This is a genomic window from Phaeobacter sp. G2, from assembly GCA_025163595.1.
GTDB lineage: Bacteria > Pseudomonadota > Alphaproteobacteria > Rhodobacterales > Rhodobacteraceae > Pseudophaeobacter.
In genome coordinates, this window is sequence record CP104100.1 from 2,341,570 (window position 1) to 2,359,267 (window position 17,698).

General features: G+C 58.4%; 18 protein-coding genes and 1 pseudogene. 12 read left to right on the plus strand and 7 right to left on the minus strand.

All coding sequences use genetic code 11. The features are described from left to right. The first annotated feature begins 58 nt into the window (after positions 1-58). Positions 59-181, plus strand: coding sequence for a hypothetical protein (locus N1037_11155; protein ID UWS77850.1), 123 nt, complete (start codon positions 59-61; stop codon positions 179-181). Positions 182-685: 504 nt separating this feature from the next. Here N1037_11155 and N1037_11160 read toward each other — a convergent pair. Further along, a complete protein-coding gene (locus N1037_11160; protein UWS77851.1) occupies positions 686-1,138 on the minus strand; it encodes an iron-sulfur cluster assembly scaffold protein in 453 nt (150 codons plus the stop codon). Between the two features lie 59 nt (positions 1,139-1,197). On the opposite strand from N1037_11160, the gene hisI reads away from it, so the two are divergent. After that, on the plus strand, positions 1,198-1,575 hold the full coding sequence (hisI, locus tag N1037_11165) for a phosphoribosyl-AMP cyclohydrolase (protein UWS77852.1): 378 nt from the start codon (positions 1,198-1,200) through the stop codon (positions 1,573-1,575). A 94-nt stretch (positions 1,576-1,669) separates the two neighbouring features. Here hisI and gluQRS read toward each other — a convergent pair whose 3' ends face one another. The 3 genes from gluQRS to N1037_11180 form a co-directional block, all read right to left on the minus strand. Further along, positions 1,670-2,590 (minus strand): tRNA glutamyl-Q(34) synthetase GluQRS, encoded by a 921-nt coding sequence (gene gluQRS, locus N1037_11170; GenBank protein ID UWS77853.1) that lies wholly within the window; start codon positions 2,588-2,590, stop codon positions 1,670-1,672. Between the two features lie 29 nt (positions 2,591-2,619). Continuing rightward, positions 2,620-3,963 carry a methylenetetrahydrofolate--tRNA-(uracil(54)-C(5))-methyltransferase (FADH(2)-oxidizing) TrmFO gene (gene trmFO / locus N1037_11175; GenBank protein ID UWS77854.1) on the minus strand — a complete coding sequence of 448 codons (1,344 nt, stop codon included), beginning with the start codon at positions 3,961-3,963 and terminating at the stop codon, positions 2,620-2,622. A 465-nt stretch (positions 3,964-4,428) separates the two neighbouring features. Next, complete coding sequence (locus N1037_11180; protein ID UWS77855.1) at positions 4,429-5,211, minus strand: enoyl-CoA hydratase; 783 nt, start codon at positions 5,209-5,211, stop codon at positions 4,429-4,431. A 58-nt stretch (positions 5,212-5,269) separates the two neighbouring features. On the opposite strand from N1037_11180, the gene N1037_11185 reads away from it, so the two are divergent. Continuing rightward, positions 5,270-5,692 (plus strand): PaaI family thioesterase, encoded by a 423-nt coding sequence (locus N1037_11185; GenBank protein UWS77856.1) that lies wholly within the window; start codon positions 5,270-5,272, stop codon positions 5,690-5,692. A 38-nt stretch (positions 5,693-5,730) separates the two neighbouring features. On the opposite strand, the gene asd is transcribed toward N1037_11185, so the two are convergent. Further along, on the minus strand, positions 5,731-6,624 hold the full coding sequence (asd, locus tag N1037_11190; GenBank protein UWS77857.1) for an archaetidylserine decarboxylase: 894 nt from the start codon (positions 6,622-6,624) through the stop codon (positions 5,731-5,733). Positions 6,625-6,875: 251 nt separating this feature from the next. Here asd and N1037_11195 point away from each other — a divergent pair, with 251 nt between their 5' ends. The 4 genes from N1037_11195 (at position 6,876) to N1037_11210 (ending at position 9,895) form a co-directional block, all read left to right on the plus strand. Next, on the plus strand, positions 6,876-7,658 hold the full coding sequence (locus N1037_11195; protein ID UWS77858.1) for a transporter substrate-binding domain-containing protein: 783 nt from the start codon (positions 6,876-6,878) through the stop codon (positions 7,656-7,658). A gap of 123 nt (positions 7,659-7,781) precedes the next feature. Further along, on the plus strand, positions 7,782-8,429 hold the full coding sequence (locus N1037_11200) for an amino acid ABC transporter permease (GenBank protein ID UWS77859.1): 648 nt from the start codon (positions 7,782-7,784) through the stop codon (positions 8,427-8,429). A gap of 18 nt (positions 8,430-8,447) precedes the next feature. Continuing rightward, entirely contained in the window at positions 8,448-9,104 is a 657-nt protein-coding gene (locus N1037_11205; GenBank protein ID UWS77860.1) for an amino acid ABC transporter permease, read from the plus strand. Between the two features lie 17 nt (positions 9,105-9,121). Continuing rightward, positions 9,122-9,895 carry an amino acid ABC transporter ATP-binding protein gene (locus N1037_11210; protein ID UWS77861.1) on the plus strand — a complete coding sequence of 258 codons (774 nt, stop codon included), beginning with the start codon at positions 9,122-9,124 and terminating at the stop codon, positions 9,893-9,895. On the opposite strand, the gene N1037_11215 is transcribed toward N1037_11210, so the two are convergent. After that, complete coding sequence (locus N1037_11215) at positions 9,892-10,860, minus strand: LysR family transcriptional regulator (protein UWS77862.1); 969 nt, start codon at positions 10,858-10,860, stop codon at positions 9,892-9,894. The two genes, N1037_11210 and N1037_11215, sit on opposite strands and share 4 nt — an antisense overlap. A 167-nt stretch (positions 10,861-11,027) precedes the next feature. On the opposite strand from N1037_11215, the gene N1037_11220 reads away from it, so the two are divergent. Genes N1037_11220 through alr form a run of 5 tightly spaced genes read left to right on the plus strand, consistent with a single transcriptional unit; the run spans position 11,028 to position 16,790 of the window. Continuing rightward, positions 11,028-12,365, plus strand: a complete 1,338-nt coding sequence (locus N1037_11220) for an aspartate aminotransferase family protein (GenBank protein UWS77863.1) — start codon at positions 11,028-11,030, stop codon at positions 12,363-12,365. 3 nt (positions 12,366-12,368) lie between these two features. After that, positions 12,369-13,295, plus strand: coding sequence for a 3-keto-5-aminohexanoate cleavage protein (locus N1037_11225; protein ID UWS77864.1), 927 nt, complete (start codon positions 12,369-12,371; stop codon positions 13,293-13,295). A 27-nt stretch (positions 13,296-13,322) separates the two neighbouring features. Next, on the plus strand, positions 13,323-14,348 hold the full coding sequence (locus N1037_11230; GenBank protein ID UWS77865.1) for a histone deacetylase family protein: 1,026 nt from the start codon (positions 13,323-13,325) through the stop codon (positions 14,346-14,348). A gap of 46 nt (positions 14,349-14,394) precedes the next feature. Further along, the gene (locus N1037_11235) at positions 14,395-15,630 is read left to right on the plus strand and encodes an amidohydrolase (protein ID UWS77866.1); all 1,236 of its coding nucleotides are present in this window, start codon (positions 14,395-14,397) and stop codon (positions 15,628-15,630) included. A gap of 5 nt (positions 15,631-15,635) precedes the next feature. Beyond that, positions 15,636-16,790: an alanine racemase gene (alr, locus tag N1037_11240; protein UWS77867.1), complete on the plus strand. Its 1,155-nt coding sequence runs from the start codon at positions 15,636-15,638 to the stop codon at positions 16,788-16,790. A gap of 51 nt (positions 16,791-16,841) precedes the next feature. Here the strand turns inward: alr and speD are convergent. Continuing rightward, positions 16,842-17,231, minus strand: a pseudogene (speD, locus tag N1037_11245) (adenosylmethionine decarboxylase). Positions 17,232-17,698 lie beyond the last annotated feature (467 nt).

Genomic DNA, 17,698 nt, shown 5'->3' on the forward strand with positions numbered 1-17,698 from the left:
ACAGAGAGCGGCGCGGTGAAAACCTGAACCCCGACAGAGAGTAGTGGAGACAATTCTGATGATGACCCAACTGAAGACAACCCTGCACAATGCCCAATCAACCCTGTTGCAGGATGCTATCGGCGCTGTTGCCCTAGTTGTAATGCTGATTGTTGCCCTTCACCTGCCGGGGTTTATGTAGTCGCGCTGTCGTGACTGAGCATCCCCTTTTTCGCTAACCCTGGACCCCTATCTTATTACTGCCTGCTGTCTTTATGTCATGTGCGCTGGCATCCATCCCGGTGCCTTTTGATCCCCGCCTGATCTATGACCGGTTGCGCCTAACAACCGGTTCGCGCACTTGAACCCCGCATGAAGACGCATTTCCTGCCGCCACCATCTGCCCGGATGTGTGGCGGCTTTTTTTGCCTCGCGGGGCTAAGTTATAGTTCTCATTCGGATGCCGCCCCAATGGCAGGCACCGACAAAAACAGGAACTGGCAAACGGGCACTGTCAGATCCTTCATCCTCACAAAATCCCCATGGCGTCTTTGGCCGGCGCTAAGGCCAGCACCTGGAATTGGCGCGCAGGCATTGGCTAATGCTGTCTCTTGTGGGTCGCTAGACTGATTGTTTGTGGCCTGTGTTAGATCAACAGACCGATTGTATTTTAACAAAAAAACGATCTGTAGTTAGGATTCCGGCCCTAAGCGCAGTTTCTCTGCAAGGCCGCCTTGAAGGCTTCCAGGCTGGCTTCGAGGCAGAGCAGGATTGAGGCGTGACGGTTTTTGAATTCGCGTGCGGGAACAAGAACTTCCAAATCCGAAAACGGGGAATTGGGCGCAGGTTGGTCATCCTTCAGCATGGCTTTCAGCTCATCGCGTGCGGTTTCCACCTCGGCAAGGGAGCGTCCAATTATGTTGCGTCCAACAACCGAGGCAGAGGCCTGACCCAGCGCGCAGGCTTTGACATCCTGGCCAAATGCAGTGACGCGTCCGTCTTTGATGTTGAGATCAACTGTAACGGTTGACCCACACAGGGGGGCGCGTTTTTTTGCCGTCGCATCCGGGTGTTCCAGCCTGTCCAGAAAGGGAATATCGGCGGCGAGCGCCAGAATGCGGGACGAGTAGAGTTTGATCAGATCGGTTTCGCTAGACATTGGCGGCCTTGGGCTTTCCCTTGGGGTTTCTTCCTCATACATAGGCAGACAAATGCAAGATGCAAAAGGTTTTTACGATGTCCTTTGATCCCAATAATTTGAAGTATGACGCTGCGGGTCTGATCCCCTGTATCGCCCAGGATGAGGCGAGCGGCGAAGTTTTGATGATGGCCTGGATGAATGCGCAAAGCGTTGCCAGAACGCTGGAAACCGGCAAAGTGACCTATTGGTCCCGGTCTCGCCAGGCATTTTGGGTCAAAGGAGAAAGCTCGGGTCATGTTCAGAGCCTGGTGGATCTGCGGCTTGATTGTGACCGGGATTGTCTGTTGGCGCTGGTTCATCAGGTCGGCCCCGCCTGTCACACCAATCGGCGCAGCTGTTTTTATACGGCTGTTCGTGACGGGGAAGAGGTGGAGCTGATGAAGCCCATGGACTAGGGGCAGGCCCTTGGCTCACGCAGCAGAAAAGGGCGGCGCTGGCGCGCCGCTGCCTCCGGCGGAGGTATTTGGAGAAAGATGAAACAGGGGGAGGTTAGCCCAGGCCGACAAGTTCGCGGATGTCTTGCGGGTTGGCGCCATCCTGACGGTATGTGGCAATGGCGCGGGCATCGTCCCGTTTGGCCAGGCGTTTGCCCGCCTCGTCGCGGATCAGGCTGTGGTGGTGGTAGGTTGGATGGGGAAGGTTCAACAGGGCCTGAAGCAATATATGTATCCGCGTTGCTTCAAAGAGATCCTGACCCCGAATGACGTGGTTCACGCCCTGCGCCGCATCGTCCAGCACCACTGAGAGATGGTATGAGGTTCCCATGCCGCGCCTGGAAAGAACAACGTCGCCGATGGTCTTAACCATGTTGTCTGGGGTGAATTCAACGAGACCCCGTTCGCCATTTGGTCCGTTTCCGGTCTCCAGAAAACTGCCACAGCTAGAAAAAGATTTTCCGGGCACTCTGCGATTCTGAAACAGGCCGGGCACCATGCCGATCGCTTTTTCCATATCGAGCCTAAGGGGAACATTTTGAGGGCGTTGGTGCTGATCAGAAAAGACCCGTTCCCACGGCCCCCGGCATGTTCCGGGGTAGATTACCCCGTCTGGCCCCAGCAGAGGTGAACCTTCCTGCGGGGCGGCAGCCGCGGCGGCGATGTCTTTACGATTGCAGGTGCAGGGGTAGAGGAGACCCAACTGCCACAACCGATCCAGAGCCTGATCGTAGATTGACTGGCGCTCTGACTGGCGCATTACCGGTTTGGGCCACCACAATCCAAGCCATTCCAGATCTTCATAGATCTGTGCTTCCCACTGGGGGCGTGCACGAGATTGGTCAATGTCTTCGATCCGTAGCAGAAATTTGCCCCCCTCAGCCATGGCCATGTCATGGGCCAGTAGGGCGGAATAGGCATGGCCCAGGTGTAGGGGGCCTGTAGGAGAGGGGGCAAAGCGGGTGATGAAGGTCACGGGATCTGCCCCCTTGGTGTTCAGGATGTTCAGGCGAAGTTATCCAGCCAGCTGGTCCAGGCCGTTTTGGCGCGATCCGTATAGGCCTTGTAGCGGTCCTTGCGGCCGCGACGGCCGCCTTTTAGGCCCTCAACCGGTTGGAACAGGCCAAAGTTCACGTTCATAGGCTGGAAGGTCTTGGCCTCGGCTCCGCCGGTGATGTGATGGATCAGCGCACCCATGGCGCTGTCTTGTGGTACTTCTGGCAGCTCAAGGCCGAGGATTTCGGCGGCGGCCATGCGACCGGCCAGCAGCCCCATGGCCGCGCTTTCCACATAGCCCTCGACGCCGGTGATCTGTCCGGCAAAGCGCAGGTGGGGTTTTGATTTCAACCGCATTTGGGCGTCAAGCAGGGTGGGGGAGTTGAGGAAGGTGTTGCGATGGATCCCGCCAAGACGGGCAAAACTGGCGTTTTCCAGCCCTGGGATCATCCGCAGCACCTCGGTTTGGGCGCCGTATTTCATCTTGGTCTGGAAGCCGACGATATTGAACAGGGTGCCAAGCGCGTTGTCGCGGCGCAGCTGCACCACGGCGTGGGCTTTGACATCGGGCTGATGTGGATTGGTCAGGCCAACGGGTTTCATTGGGCCAAAGCGCAGGGTCTCGCGGCCACGTTCGGCCATGACCTCGATCGGCAGGCAGCCGTCAAAATAACCGGCGGTTTCGCCTTCGTGAAATTCGGTCTTATCGGCGGCCAGCAGCGCGTCGATAAAGGTCTCATACTGGTCTTTGCTCATCGGGCAGTTGAGATAGGCGGTGCGCTCTTCCTCGGTTTCGCCCTTGTCATAGCGCGACTGCATCCAGGCTTTCGACATGTCGATGCTTTCGGCATAGATGATTGGCGCGATTGCATCAAAGAAGGCAAGCGCCTCGGCGCCGGTCTCAGCCTGGATGGCCTGGCCGAGAGGGGCAGAGGTCAAGGGACCGGTGGCAAAGATCCAATGGCCGTCCGTTGGCAGGACGCTGATTTCCTCGTAGGAGATCTCGATATTGGGATGGGCTTTCAGCTTGGCTGTCACCGTTTCGGCAAAGGGCTCGCGGTCGACCGCCAAGGCACCACCAGCAGGCAGGCGGTGTTCTTCGGCTGTGGCCATGATCACGCCATTTGCCGCGCGCATTTCCCAATGCAGCAGGCCAACGGCGTTTTGCTCATCGTCATCAGAGCGGAAGGAATTGGAACAGACCATTTCGCCCAGATTGCCCGTCTGATGGGCAAAGGTTTCCACTTTGGGCCGCATCTCGTGGATCACCACTTTGACGCCCATGTTCGCTGCCTGCCAGGCTGCTTCGGACCCGGCCATGCCGCCGCCCACGATATGTAATGTCTCTGTCATAGGGGGCAAATAGGGCAGTGCGCGCCCTTAAGCAATATTGCGCAGGCTCAAATGTGGCAGCAAAGGGGCAGAATAGGGCAAAGACGCGCGCGGCATATTCTCAGCGCGCTGGCCGGGGCCGAATGCATGATTTTTTAGCGGGGGAAACAACTACCCCGAAGGCACAGCATTGTTTCCATCCCTTGCACAGCCCACCAAAGGTTAGGACGGCATAGCCCAAAGTATGGGCGGTTTTTCTTTGGATGAGGAGAATTTGGGGCCGCTGAGCGGGAATGTCGCCCGGGGAGAGAGATTCCCGGTTGGAGGGACCTTCCGCTTCAGCGGCCCAAATTGTGTCCGGGTCAGGACCTGTGCCGTAACCCGTGCCCAATCTTTGCCATTATCTTGCCCCGATTAAAAGGCCCGATATAGAAACAATAAATCCTGAATGGTAAACAAAGCCTAAAATTTTCGAAAAAATTGTCTCTATTTCCAGTCAGGGCTGCGTTTTTCGATAAAGGCCTGCATGCCCTCAACGGTGTCGGGCTGCATCAGGTTGGTGACAATGACCTCGCTGGTATAGGCATAGGCCTCCTCAATGGGCATCTCTAGCTGCTGGTAATAGGCTTCTTTGCCCACCTTGACGGCGGCACCAAGTTTGGATGCGATCTTATCCGCCAGGGCGCGGGTCTCTGCCTCCAGCTGCGCGGTGGGGACTGCGCGGTTGATCAGCCCCAGCTCAGCGGCGCGGGGGGCGGACATGAACTCGCCAGTGGTGAGCAGTTCAAAGGCGTGTTTGCGGGGGATGTTGCGGGAGAGGGCCACCATGGGCGTTGAGCAGAACAAGCCGATGTTGACGCCATTGACGCCAAAGCGGCAGTCATCACTGGCTATCGCGAGATCGCAAGAGGCAACCAGCTGACAGCCCGCAGCGGTGGCAATGCCATGGACCTGTGCAATGACCGGCTGCGGCAGCTGTTGCAGCCCCAACATGACCGAGGTGCAGCGGGCAAAAAGCCCCTCAAAATAAGACTGTCCCTTATCCGCTGCCGCGCGCCCTGCGGTCATCTGGCGAATGTCGTGGCCAGCACAAAAGGCTTTGCCAATGCCCGACAGAATCACCGCCTTGATGCTGGTATCGTCTTTCAGAACATCAATCTGCGCCTGCAGCGCCTGCAACATCTCGTCCGAGAGGGCATTCAGCCGCTCGGGTGCATTCATTTGTAGATGAGCCACCGCGTTTTTGTCGTGACGTTCCAGAATTGCCATCTTGCTCTCCTCCTAGGTTCCGGGTGAACACTAGGGCGCAATGAGGGAGAGGAAAAGCATGGGTTTGGCATTCGATGTCGCAGGGCTTGACGCCTATATGGATGAAATTTTTCCGCAAGTGGCCGATGATTTTGCCGTTGATGCGCTGTCGATGGAGGGCATTACCATGCGCTTGAAGGTGGCAGAGCGCCATCTGCGCCCTGGCGGTACGGTTTCTGGACCGTCGATGTTTGCCCTAGCCGATGTCACGGTCTATGCGCTGGTGCTGTCGCGTCTGGGCGCCAAGGCGCTGGCAGTGACCACCAATTGCTCACTTGATTTTATGCGTAAACCAGAAGCCGGCCGCGACATCATCGCCAAAGGTCAGTTGCTGAAACTGGGCCGCAGCCTGGCAGTCGGGGATGTGCATATGTTCTCTGAGGGGTCAGATAAGCTGGTGGCGCGCTCCACCATGACCTATTCGATCCCGCCAGAGCGCTGAAGCCAGAGAGCAGTGCGCGGGCTTTTAGATGCTTGCTGTTACAGGGGCGCTGTTGCTAAGGGCTGGCCGACCTTGACCAGGGTTTCCAGACCTTTGGCGCTGTTTTCTACCAGATCTGGGCTAAAGGTGACCTGACCGGGCTGAAAGACCACCACAACGGTAGAGCCGCCAAACTTGAAATAGCCCTTTTCTTGCATCTTGCGCACGGCGCCAGAGGAGGTGGTGTTGATGATCGAGCCGACCCCAAAGGCGCCAATTTCGCTAAAGCAATAGGTGCCGATCTTATCGTTTTTGATCAAAGTGTTGCAGCGCTTGTTTTCACCAAAAACATCCGGCCCGGCCCCCAGGGCAATGGGGTTAACCGAATGCAGCGCGCCGGCAAGCTCTTGGGTGGTTTCAATCTGGCCAGAGGCTGGGAAATGATAGCGGTGGTAATCCGCCGGACAAAGACGCACGATGGCTAGCGCCCCGCCCAGAAATGGCTCTGACAGGCCGGGCAGCATGGATGTGATCGACATCGGGTGGCCTTTGACCGGGACAAAGACATCTTTGTCCAGCTTAGGAAAAACCAGAACCCGACCATCGGCTGGGGCAACAATCTCGCTAGGGTCATCTGAATAGGGGCGCGCCTCAGGCCGAAGGTGGCGGGCAAAAAAGTCATTAAAGGAAGTGTAGTCGTCGGCAGGTCTGACGGCCTCTGCCATGTCGATGGACAGCTCATCAATCACCGCGTTGATCTTGCCGCGCGACAGGGGGCTGTCATACCACAGTCCAAACATCCGGCTGATCAGGGAGGAGCGAAACAACAGCCGCTCTATCAGGCTGGAACCGGCATCCTGATAAGCCCAGCGGATCCATTTTTCGCCCAGGATGACTTCGTCAAATACCCTGCCATTGTCCCGGTCGACCACTTGAATTGGGGTGTTCTGCATGTGATCAGCCTTGCGTTACTTCCGTCGGTGCGGCCTAGCAGAACCAGGCGGAGGGGCCAAGGGGCAGAGCGGAGCGGCTGCAGAAAGCAGGAGAGGCGGATTGAGTATAGTTTTTAACAATAATAATCATTCCCGTTATCTGTTTGTCCAATGGGGCAAGCTGTGCAAGCCTCTCCTGACAGATGCCAAGGGGCAAGGCACGCGCAGCGGACCCCCTAGAGAGCAATCGGGAACCGACATAGGAGAGACCCATGACATCGCGTAGAACGCTTTTGAAAACCACATTGGCCGCAGGTTTAGCCCTGGCCACCAGCCTCACCACTGCCAGCTTTGCAATGGCAGAAGAGCTTGGAAAAATTAAGGAAGCGGGCGTCATCCGCATCGCAATGAGCGGCGCTTACCCTCCCTTCAACTTTGTCAATGACAGCAACGAGGTTGTTGGCTTTGACCCGGCTGTTGGGGCTGAGATCGCCAAACGGATGGGCGTTGAAGTTGAAATCGTCACCACTGCTTGGGATGGCATCATCGGCGGTTTGCTGGCCAATAAATATGACGCGATTGTTGGCTCCATGTCGATCACCGAAGAACGCCAGCAGGTGGTTGATTTTGTAGGCCCTTACTACACTACCAAACGCGCGATTTTTGCCAAACCCGGCGGCATCAGCTCGGCTGCGGAACTGAGCGAGGCCAAAGTTGGCCTGACCCTGGGCGAAACCCATGAGGCCTGGGCCCGTGAAATGGGCTATGACGTGCGCACTTACAAGGGGCTGCCCGAGCTGCTGCTGGAGCTTGAACATGGCCGCGTTGATGTCATCGTCAATGACTCGATCGCCGCTATTCTGGCGATGAAAGAGACCGGTCAGGACTATGTTATGATTACCGATTTCGAGACCGAAGAATTCGGCGCCGGTATCGCCATCCGCAAGGGCAGCCCAGAGCTGGCGGCTGCCATGCAAGGCGCGCTGGACGCGATGATGGAAGATGGCACCTATCTTGAGATTGCTAACAAATGGGTTGGCGGCGACATTCGCTAAACCAGCTAAGATGCGGCCCCGTTCAGGTTTCTATTAGAGCAATGAATGGGGCCGTTTTAGATGCCGTTGCCTTTCCCTGGAGAGGTCGGCACAGAAAAGCGCGGCTCAAGGAGACAGACGCCAGTGGATTATGCCTTGATGCAACGGGTCTTTCCCTTCTTTCTGGATGCGGCCTGGATAACCATATTGCTGTCGGTGTTGACAGCTCTGTTGGGGGTGACCTGCGCCATACTCGGCACTGCCGCCCGACTGTCGCGGTTCCCGCTGTTGCGGTTTCTGGGCGCCGCCTATGTTAGCCTGTTTCGCGGCACTCCGGCGCTGATCCAGCTGTTTATCCTATATTTTGGCGGCCCGCAGATCGGTATCCAGCTGGATGCATTTGAGGCGGGTGTCATTGGCCTCGGCGTCAATGTCGGCGCCTATATGACCGAAACCATGCGCGGTGCCATTATCTCGGTTGACAAAGGGCAGGGCGAGGCCGCCCGAACCCTCGGCATGAGCAAGTGGCAAGCGATGCGCAATGTGGTCCTGCCGCAAGCCATGCGCCTGATGATCCGGCCGCTGGGGGTGAACCTCAACACGCTGATCAAAAGCACCGCGCTGGTCGCCGCCATTTCAGTGGTCGAGCTGACCTATACAGCGCAGCGCTATATTGGCTCTACCTACAAACCCTTCGAGATGTTCCTGATTGCAGGCCTTTTGTACATGATCATCATTTATGTTGTCGGGCTGGCCGTGACCTGGGCCGACCGCAAAGCTCGCCTGAATTGATCGGGGAAAGGATACCGCATGGGACTCGATTTTAGCGTCATTCCAAAATACCTCGATATCGTCCTGCTGGGGGCGCTCTGGACCATTGCCATTACCGTTGGCGCTGCAGTTGTCAGCTTTTTCGGGGGCATTCTGCTTGCGGTCATTGCGCTCTATGCCCCTGCCGTGGTGCGTTGGCCCTTTCGGGTTTTCTCCTTCCTGTTTCTGGGCACGCCGCTGTTGCTGCAGCTGTTCCTGATCTACTTTGGTCTGGTGCAGATCGGTGTGGATGTGCCTGCATTTGTGGCTGGGGTGATCGGTCTGGGGCTGCACTTTGCCGTCTATAACTCAGAACTGTTTCAGGCCAGTATTCTGGCCGTTGACAAGGGCCAGATCGAAGCCGCCAGGACCTTGGGCCTGTCGCGGATGCAGGCCCTGCGCAAAGTGGTGGTGCCACAGGCCGTGCGCGATGTGATCCCGCCGATTGGCAACAACATGATCGCACTTCTGAAGGATTCAGCCCTGGTCTCGGTGATTGGTGTTTCTGAACTGACCCTGTCCGCCCAACGCGCCATTGGCAGCACATACCGGCCCTTTGAATTCTACGTTCTGGTGGCGGCAATCTACTACATTATCAACCTCGGCATGGAGGCCGTCTTGCGCCGCGTTGAACGCCGCATTCAGGCCTCGAAATGAACCGGCAGGAGAAAGACATGAGCGAGCAGAAACCTTTCATCGACATTCGTCACGCCAAAAAAAGCTTTGGCACATTGGAAGTGCTGAAAGACATCAACCTGCAGGTAGACCGGGGGCAGATCGTTGCCATCATTGGCCCCTCAGGCTCTGGCAAAAGCACCCTGCTGAGGGCGATCAATGACCTGGACCCCCTGACCGGCGGGGAGATCTGGCTGGAGGACAAGCAGATCAATATGGATCTGCCCCATGGTCAGTACGAACGCCATATCAATAAGGTGCGCCAGGAAATCGGCATGGTTTTCCAGCACTTCAACCTGTTTCCGCACCTGAAGGTGCGCGAAAATGTGACCCTGGCGCCGAAGATGCTCAAAGGTCTGTCCGACGCTGAGGCCAACGCCCTGGCCGAGGAGCAGCTGACCAAGGTGGGCATGATTGAACGTATCGACTATTACCCCTCGCAGCTGTCAGGCGGCCAGAAACAGCGGGTGGCCATTGCCCGTGCCCTGGCGATGAAGCCCAAGGTCATGCTGTTTGACGAGGCCACATCGGCCTTGGACCCTGAGCTGGTGGAAGAGGTGAACCTGGTGATGAAGCAGCTCGCAGAGGAGCACATGACCATGATCATTGTCACCCATGAAATGGGCTTTGCCGAAAGCGTGTGTGATCGCGTTTTGTTTATGGATCAAGGCGTTGTGGTTGAAGAAGGTCCGCCAGAGGTGATTTTCCGCAACCCCAAGAGCGAGCGGACCCAGAACTTCCTGCGCAAGCATCTGGCAGGGCAGCACGCCTAGCGATAGCTGCGCTGCTCTATCGGAGTCTCGTCGATTGCCGCGATCAGCCGGTCGAGCAGGATTTGCTCTGCCCGGTTCTTGGTCGCTCCTTCGCTCCAGACCAGATAGACGTCGATCGGCGGCAGATCCTCATAGGGGGGCACCTGCCACAGCTGCCCGTCCTGCACGTCGCGTTCGGCCACATGGATCGGCAAGGGGCCTACACCCAGCCCAGATACGATCATGCGCCGTACCTCCTCCAGGTGGCTTGAAACGCCGGTGATTTTCTGGCCCAGGGCGGCCTGGGCCCGCATCACGGTGATGGGTTTCAAGACATCCTGCAACCGATCGGTTTCAAAACTGACCGAGGAATGGCCTTCCAAATCTGCCGACGTGAGATCCTTGCGGCCAAAAAGCGGATGCGGCGGGCCGCAGAACAGGCCAAAATATTCGCGGAACATGCGCCTGTATTCCAGATTAGGGTTGTGGTCCCCCACCAGACAGATGGCAAAAGAGGCGCGTTTTGCGGCGACCTCTGCGATGGCTTTGGAACTGGACAGAACCTCGATTTTTAGGCTGGCCTTTGGGTGGTCGCGATGAAACCCGGTGAGGGCCTGATTGATCAAAGGGCTCACCACATGACTGGCCACGGCAATGCGCACATGGCCACGGACATCATCGGTCATTTCGCGCATCAGGGTCGATAACCGCAGCACCGATCCATTGATTTCCACCGCCTCACGGTACAGTAAACGTCCCGCTTCGGTGAGGGCATAATAGCCAGGAGAGCGGTTGATCAACTTGCGCCCAACCCGGTCTTCTAACCGTTTTAAGGCAGTGGAAACAGATGGTTGCTTGAGGCGCAATTGGCTCGCTGCATCGGTGACCGAGTGGCTTTCCGCCAGGACCACAAAGGTGCGCAACAGGTTCCAGTCCAGCTCGCGGGCGATCCGTTCCGGTTCGTAGTGAGGGTCGTCTTGCCGCATAGCTCTTCTCTATATCAAGAATTCCAATTATCTATTTGATCTATACTAGTGGCTCTCGCATGGTTCTATCAAGCCCGCTTTGCGGCCATCGGCATCTTCGGCGCAGTCCTGTTGCGCCATGGCGTTTGGGTTCAGCAACAAGGCGGTAGGGAGTTGGAAAGCAAAGAATGAGCAATCTATTTTATCAGGCGCAGGGGCGCAGGCCGGTTCTGGAACAGGCGCGCGGCGTTTACATGTGGGACAAGGATGGCAAGCGCTATCTGGATGGCTCGTCTGGGGCGATGGTTTGCAATATCGGCCACTCCAACCCGGAGGTGCTGACCGCGATGCGCCGCCAGATGGAAAAATCCACCTTTGGCTATCGGCTGCATTTTGAAACAGAGGCCTCCGAGCGTTTGGCGCAGAAGCTGGCCGGGCTGATGCCGGGGGATCTGAACCGGGTGTTCTTTGTGTCCGGCGGCTCTGAAGCGGTGGAAAGCGCCACCAAGCTGGCCCGGCAATATGCCCTGGCCAGTGAACAGGGCAGCCGCTGGAAGGTCATCTCGCGCGCACCCAGCTATCATGGCTGCACATTGGGGGCTTTGGCCCTGACCGGCTATACCCCGCTGACCGCGCCCTTTGCGCCGATGATGCAGGACATGCCCAAAATCCCCGCGCCCCGTGCCTATCTGGACGGGCTGGACGCCGAGGATCCCGCCACCGGCCACTACTATGCCGATATGCTGGAGGCAAAGATCCTCGCAGAGGGTCCCGAAAGCGTGCTTGCCTTTATCGTTGAGCCTGTTGGTGGGGCCTCCACCGGTGCGCTGGTGCCACCAAATGGCTATATGGAGCGGATCCGCGAGATCTGCACCCGCTATGGCGTGCTTTTGATCATGGATGAAGTGATGACCGGTGCTGGACGCACTGGCAGCTTTCTGGGCTCGGATCATTGGCAGGCGCAGCCGGATATTGTGGTGATGTCCAAAGGTCTGGGCGCGGGTTACATGCCCCTGGGCGCGGTGATCGCCGATGAGCGCCTGGTAGCGCCGATCCTGGCGCAGGGCGGTTTTGCCCATGGCTTTACCTATGCCGGCAACCCTCTGGCCTGCGCCGCCGGACTGGCGGTGGTAAATACCCTGGAAATGAATGGATTGTGCGACAATGCTGCCAAAATGGGAGAGACCCTTTTGGCGCGGCTCAACGGATTGATGCAAAAGCATGAATTGATCGGGGATGTGCGCGGCAAGGGGCTGCTTACGGCCTTTGAATTCATGGCTGACCGGGACAGCAAGGCGCCGCTTCCGGCGCGGTTGAATGCCCATCAGCGCTTTGTCGATCTGGCCTATGCAAAGGGTCTGATTATCTATTCGCGGCGCACGCGTGACGGCACCGAGGGGGATCACATTCTGGTTTGCCCGCCGCTGATCGTGAACGCAGAGCATATCGACGAGATCATCGAGGGCCTTGATGCCAGCCTGGTGCAGTTCAGCCAAGACATCCATGCCGAACTAAAGGCAGGCTGACCCATGAGCAAAATATTGATTACCTGCGCCGTCACCGGCTCTATCCACACTCCGTCAATGTCGCCCTATCTGCCCGTGACCCCTGCGGAAATTTCCGATCAGGCCCAGGGCGCCGCCGAGGCAGGCGCGGCAATCCTGCATCTGCACGCGCGGAACCCGCAGACCGGCCAGCCCTCGGCTCGCGCAGAGGATTTTATGAGCTTCCTGCCGCAGTTGAAACAGTCCTGCGATGCGGTGTTGAACCTTTCAACCGGCGGCAGCGCGGTGATGACCCTGGATGACCGCCTGGCCGCCCCCAAACGGGTCGAACCAGAGATGTGCAGCCTCAATATGGGCAGCATGAACTTTGCGCTTTACCCGGCGGCGGCGCGGATTTCCGACTGGAAACACGATTGGGAACAGCCCTTTCTGGAGAACTCGGATGATCTGGTGTTCAAAAACACCCCGCGCGACATTGCCCGTATCCTGACCGAGCTGGGGGTCGAGCGCGGCGCCCGGTTTGAATTTGAATGCTACGACGTCGGGCATCTCTATATGCTCAAACATTTTGTCGATCGTGGTTTGGTGCAGAAACCCCTGTTCATTCAGTTTGTCTTTGGGGTTTTGGGCGGCATGGGGACGGACCCGGAAAACCTGATGCATATGAAGGTGATCGCCGACAAGCTGTTTGGCGATGATTACATGTTCTCGGTGCTGGCAGCGGGGCGTCAACAGATGCCGCTGATCACCATGGCGGCCGCCATGGGCGGGCATGTGCGGGTCGGGCTGGAAGACAGTCTGATGATCTCGCGCGGGGTTCTGGCCAAGGACAACGCAGAACAGGTGCGCAAAATTCGCCGCATCGTCGAAGACCTTGGCCGTGAGGTGGCAAGCCCTGATGAGGCCCGCGACATGCTGGGGCTCAAAGGTGCTGACCGCACCGCGATCTAAAGTGACACAAAAAGGCAGGACAGGCAGATGAAAGCGATCTTTGACGCACGCCAATGGCACCACGACCCCAAGCATTTTATGGCCAACGGTAAGGCGCAGCCAAACCCGGAGCAGCCCAAACGCATTGAGGTTCTGCAAAACGGCGCTTTGGCGGCGGGCTGCACATTTTCAGAGCCACAGGACGCGGGTCTTGGCCCGATCGCTGCGGTGCATACGGCCGAATATCTGACCTTTCTCAAGAATATCTATCGCCGTTGGCAATATATCAAAGACGCAGGCGAAGAGGTGATCCCCAATATTCATCCCGCCAACCGCAGCGACAGCTACCCCAAATCGGCCACCGGCCAGTCGGGCTACCATCAGGCAGATACCGCCTGTCCAATCGCCGAAGGCACCTGGGAAGCCTCCTACTGGTCGGCGCAGTCGGCGATTTCAGGCGCTGATTACCTGCGTGAGGGCGGCCAGTCCGCCTATGTACTGGCGCGTCCCCCTGGGCATCACGCCTTTGCCGATATGGCCGGGGGCTTTTGTTTTCTGAACAACTCCGGCATTGCCGCCCAACGGCTGGCCGCAGCCGGGCTACGTCCGGCGATTGTTGATGTGGATGTGCATCACGGCAATGGCACCCAAGGCATATTCTACAATCGCGACGATGTGTTGACCGTCTCCCTTCATGCCGACCCCGAGCGGTTTTACCCGTTTTTCTGGGGCCACGCCCAGGAGCGCGGTGAAGGCGCAGGGTTGGGCTATAACCTGAACCTGCCCCTGGCGCGCGGCACCGATGACGCGGGCTTTCTCAAGGCGCTTGATGTGGCGCTGGAACGGGTGACCCTGTTTGGTGCCGACGTTGTCGTCGTGGCCCTGGGGCTTGATGCTTCGATTGATGATCCGTTTCAGGGGCTTGCGGTGACCAAAGAAGGGTTCTCTCGTATTGGTGCGGCCTTTGCAAAGCTGGGCCTGCCGGTGCTGTTTGTCCAGGAGGGCGGATACCTGAGCGACAGTCTGGGGGAAAACCTGACCCGCTGCCTGACAGGCTATCAAACCGCCACCTGACGAAAACGCCCCCCCACACGGGGGGGCGAAAAGGAAAGAAGCCGATATGACAGCCGTACTCACCAACACCCAGTTGGCCTATCTGCAATCCCTGCGCCAGACGCTGCACCAAAGCCCCGAGATCTCGGGCGAGGAGGTGGAAACCGCGGCGCGTATCACCCAGGAGCTGACGCGCGCCGGGGCGGACCGGGTCTGGACCGGGCTTGGCGGTCATGGCGTTGCGGCTGAATTTTGCGGGCAGCAGGACGGGCCGACAGTCCTGATCCGCTGCGAGCTGGACGCTTTGCCGATCCCTGAAATCTCGCAGGCCCCCTATCGCTCGCAGATCGAGGGCAAGGGGCATCTGTGCGGCCACGACGGCCACATGGTGATGGTGCTGGGGGTGGCGCTGGCGCTAAAAACACGTCCTGCCACGGGCCGGGTGATCCTGTTATTCCAACCCGCAGAAGAAACCGGCGCCGGGGCTGCCGCGGTGATCAATGATCCGCGCTGGCCTGAGTTGCGACCTGACTTTGCCTTTGCTTATCATAATGTTCCGGGTCGTCCTTTGGGTGAGATTGGTCTGTGTCCAGGGGTAAGTAACTGTGCCTCCCGTGGGATGAAGATCCGCTTTGGCGGCAAAACCTCCCATGCGGCAGCGCCCGAAGACGGGGTCTCGCCCGCAGGGGTGATCGCAGATCTGATGCAGAGCCTGCCAGTGCTGGGCCCGGGTGGCGATATGGGGGCTGACTTTGCCCTTGCCACCTTGACCCATGCGCAGCTTGGCGAGGCCAGTTTTGGCATCGCGCCGGGGGCCGGAGAGCTGCGCATGACCCTGCGCAGCCAGACCGATGCGCGCATGGACCGTCTGGTCCAGGAAGCTGAGGCGCAGCTGGCGCGCGCCCTGGCAAAGGCTGCGCAGCAGGTCGGGGGGCGGGCCGAACATGTGTCCGCCACTGTGTCCGCCACTGTGACCTGGCACGATGTGTTTTTGGCCACCGTAAATGACGACAGGGCTCTCACAATCGCCAGCACCGCCGCCGCCGCCCTTGGCCTGTCAACACATTCCATGGGCCAGCCGATGCGTTGGTCGGAAGACTTTGGCCGTTTTGGTCTGGATGGCGCCAAGGCGGCGATGGTGTTCATCGGATCGGGCGAAGCCCAGCCACAGTTGCACAATCCCAATTATGACTATCCAGATGGCTTAACCCCTACCGGCGTGGCCCTGTTGGTTGAAATTGTCGACCAGTTGTTGGGCAGGCAGGGCGATGCACATGCCCAGCCAAACATCTCTGGCAACTGACCCCCATGACGGATCACACAAACGAAAGCGCCTGGTGCGAGATTTCCCCGGCGCAGATTTCGCAGAACCTGCGCCACACCCTGGACCGGCTGCCTGCGCGGACCCGGCTTTGTGCCGTAATCAAAGCGGATGCCTATGGGCATGGCATTGAAAACGTGGTGCCTGTGTTGATGGCCCAGGGGGTGAGCCATATCGGGATTTCCTCCAACGGCGAGGCCCGCGCGGTGCGGGCGGCTGGTTTCACCGGCGCAATCCTGCGTCTGCGCACCGCCACACCGGATGAGGTCAAAAGCGCCTTGGGAGAGGATGTCCAAGAGCTGGTGGGTTCAGAGGAGGCTCTACTAGCAATTCGGGGCAGGCTGGGAGAGAAGCCGCTGCCAAAGCTGCATATCTCACTGAATGCCAATGGGATGTCGCGCGATGGCGTAGAGCTGTCGACACCGCAGGGACGGCAAGCCTGTGGCAATATTTTGAAACTGGGAGCGGGGAAGATCGTCGGGCTTTGCACTCATTTTCCGTCTAATCACAGTGATGAGCTGGTGAAAAATATTGCAAGGTTTCAACGGGATATCGCCTGGATCTTTGCCAACAGTGACCTGCGGCGTCAGGACGTTATGATTCACGCCGGCAGCACGTTGACCCTGGTTTCCGGATTGGATCCGCAGGTGGATATGATGCGTTGTGGAGCCATCCTGTTTGGCATCGCCGGTCCCAGCCCGGCGTTCCATCCCGCATTGACGCTGAAATCCCAGGTGATCAGCGTAGGATCCTACCCCAAGGGCAGCACAATCGGCTATGATCGAACCGCAGTTCTGCACCGTGACAGGCGCCTTGCCAGCGTTGCTTTGGGATATGCCAATGGCTACAGCCGTCGGTTTGCCCAAAGCGCCCAGGGGGCTGAGGGTGCCGAAGTGCTGATCCGGGGGCAGAGCTGCCCGGTGATGGGGGCAATTTCGATGAATACCATCGTGGTAGATGTGACGGAGCTGCCCGAGGTTGCAATCAGTGATGAGGTGGTTGCCTTTGGTCAACAGGGCGGGCGAGAGATCGGATCTCAGAGGCTTGAGCAGCTCAGCGGCACCATCATGGCCGATCTCTTTACAGATTGGGGGCGCCGCAATCCACGTATTATCTGTGATCGTATTGCCTTGGATGCCTAGGGCCTGCGGCGCGCGGCAGCAGGTGGTGCTGGTGGCAAACACCTGGGCGCATTAAGCGCCCGGATCTGACAGCAGTTCGGCGCCGCGCAACAGCTCCCGCACTGCGACCTCATCGGTGTCAAAGGCGTCTTTGAACACCTCAACCGCCTTCCATGGCTCGGCATCGCCGCACATGAACACATCGAAGGCGCCGTAGCCGATCTCTGGCCAGGTGTGGACGGTGATGTGACTTTCTCCGAGCACCGCGACGCCGGAAACGCCCTGGGGAGAGAATTTGTGAGTATGGATATGCAGCAGGGTTGCGCCACATAGGGTGGCCGCCCGGCGAAAGGCGTCTTGAATGCGCTGTTCGCAGTCCAGCCCGGTCGCTTCCATCACCTCGATGATGAGATGGGTGCCGGCAAAGACCCTATTGTCCCGGCGGATAAAGTGATCTGTGCGATCGGCCCGCGTCAGGGCGTCCAGGCTTGCAGCAGTGGCTTTGCGCGGGCGATCAGCGGTGGTCGGGGGACTATGCGACGGGGCTGGCTTTGACACTGCGGGCAGGTGGTCCGTGGTGTCACTCACGTTTGCCCCCAGAGGAGTTTGGGAGGCCGTGCAGAGCAATCCGAGTGATCCAAAGTACACCTCTGGTCTTGACCGGCGTCTTGTTGGGAAGGCGGACCGCCAGTGCAACAAGATCGGGGATAGGGTTGGGGCTGTCCCCAACAAAACGTGGCCCTCCCTAGCATGGGCCATAGCCAGGCTGCAAGCCAACCGCAGTTGGCAGGCTTGCTCGAAAGGCGGCTAAAGTGGCGTGCAGGGCGCGGGCTAAAAAAGGTGGGGGCGGAGGTAAGATTTAGAGGGGGTAATAAATAAAAAGGGCCGGGGACAAGCCCCGGCCATCAGTTGGTTCCTTTGCCCAGGGG

What these genes read in the sequence shown, in the direction of transcription:
- N1037_11215 (UWS77862.1), bottom strand. Translation starts at nt 10,860, where the DNA reads ATGCGGCAAGACGACCCTCACTACGAACCGGAACGGATCGCCCGCGAG.
- N1037_11155 (UWS77850.1), top strand. Translation starts at nt 59, where the DNA reads ATGATGACCCAACTGAAGACAACCCTGCACAATGCCCAATCAACCCTG.
- N1037_11180 (UWS77855.1), bottom strand. Translation starts at nt 5,211, where the DNA reads ATGGCAATTCTGGAACGTCACGACAAAAACGCGGTGGCTCATCTACAA.
- N1037_11205 (UWS77860.1), top strand. Translation starts at nt 8,448, where the DNA reads ATGGGACTCGATTTTAGCGTCATTCCAAAATACCTCGATATCGTCCTG.
- N1037_11185 (UWS77856.1), top strand. Translation starts at nt 5,270, where the DNA reads ATGGGTTTGGCATTCGATGTCGCAGGGCTTGACGCCTATATGGATGAA.
- N1037_11235 (UWS77866.1), top strand. Translation starts at nt 14,395, where the DNA reads ATGACAGCCGTACTCACCAACACCCAGTTGGCCTATCTGCAATCCCTG.
- N1037_11225 (UWS77864.1), top strand. Translation starts at nt 12,369, where the DNA reads ATGAGCAAAATATTGATTACCTGCGCCGTCACCGGCTCTATCCACACT.
- N1037_11220 (UWS77863.1), top strand. Translation starts at nt 11,028, where the DNA reads ATGAGCAATCTATTTTATCAGGCGCAGGGGCGCAGGCCGGTTCTGGAA.
- hisI (UWS77852.1), top strand. Translation starts at nt 1,198, where the DNA reads ATGCAAAAGGTTTTTACGATGTCCTTTGATCCCAATAATTTGAAGTAT.
- asd (UWS77857.1), bottom strand. Translation starts at nt 6,624, where the DNA reads ATGCAGAACACCCCAATTCAAGTGGTCGACCGGGACAATGGCAGGGTA.
- N1037_11195 (UWS77858.1), top strand. Translation starts at nt 6,876, where the DNA reads ATGACATCGCGTAGAACGCTTTTGAAAACCACATTGGCCGCAGGTTTA.
- N1037_11230 (UWS77865.1), top strand. Translation starts at nt 13,323, where the DNA reads ATGAAAGCGATCTTTGACGCACGCCAATGGCACCACGACCCCAAGCAT.
- N1037_11210 (UWS77861.1), top strand. Translation starts at nt 9,122, where the DNA reads ATGAGCGAGCAGAAACCTTTCATCGACATTCGTCACGCCAAAAAAAGC.
- alr (UWS77867.1), top strand. Translation starts at nt 15,636, where the DNA reads ATGACGGATCACACAAACGAAAGCGCCTGGTGCGAGATTTCCCCGGCG.
- N1037_11160 (UWS77851.1), bottom strand. Translation starts at nt 1,138, where the DNA reads ATGTCTAGCGAAACCGATCTGATCAAACTCTACTCGTCCCGCATTCTG.
- trmFO (UWS77854.1), bottom strand. Translation starts at nt 3,963, where the DNA reads ATGACAGAGACATTACATATCGTGGGCGGCGGCATGGCCGGGTCCGAA.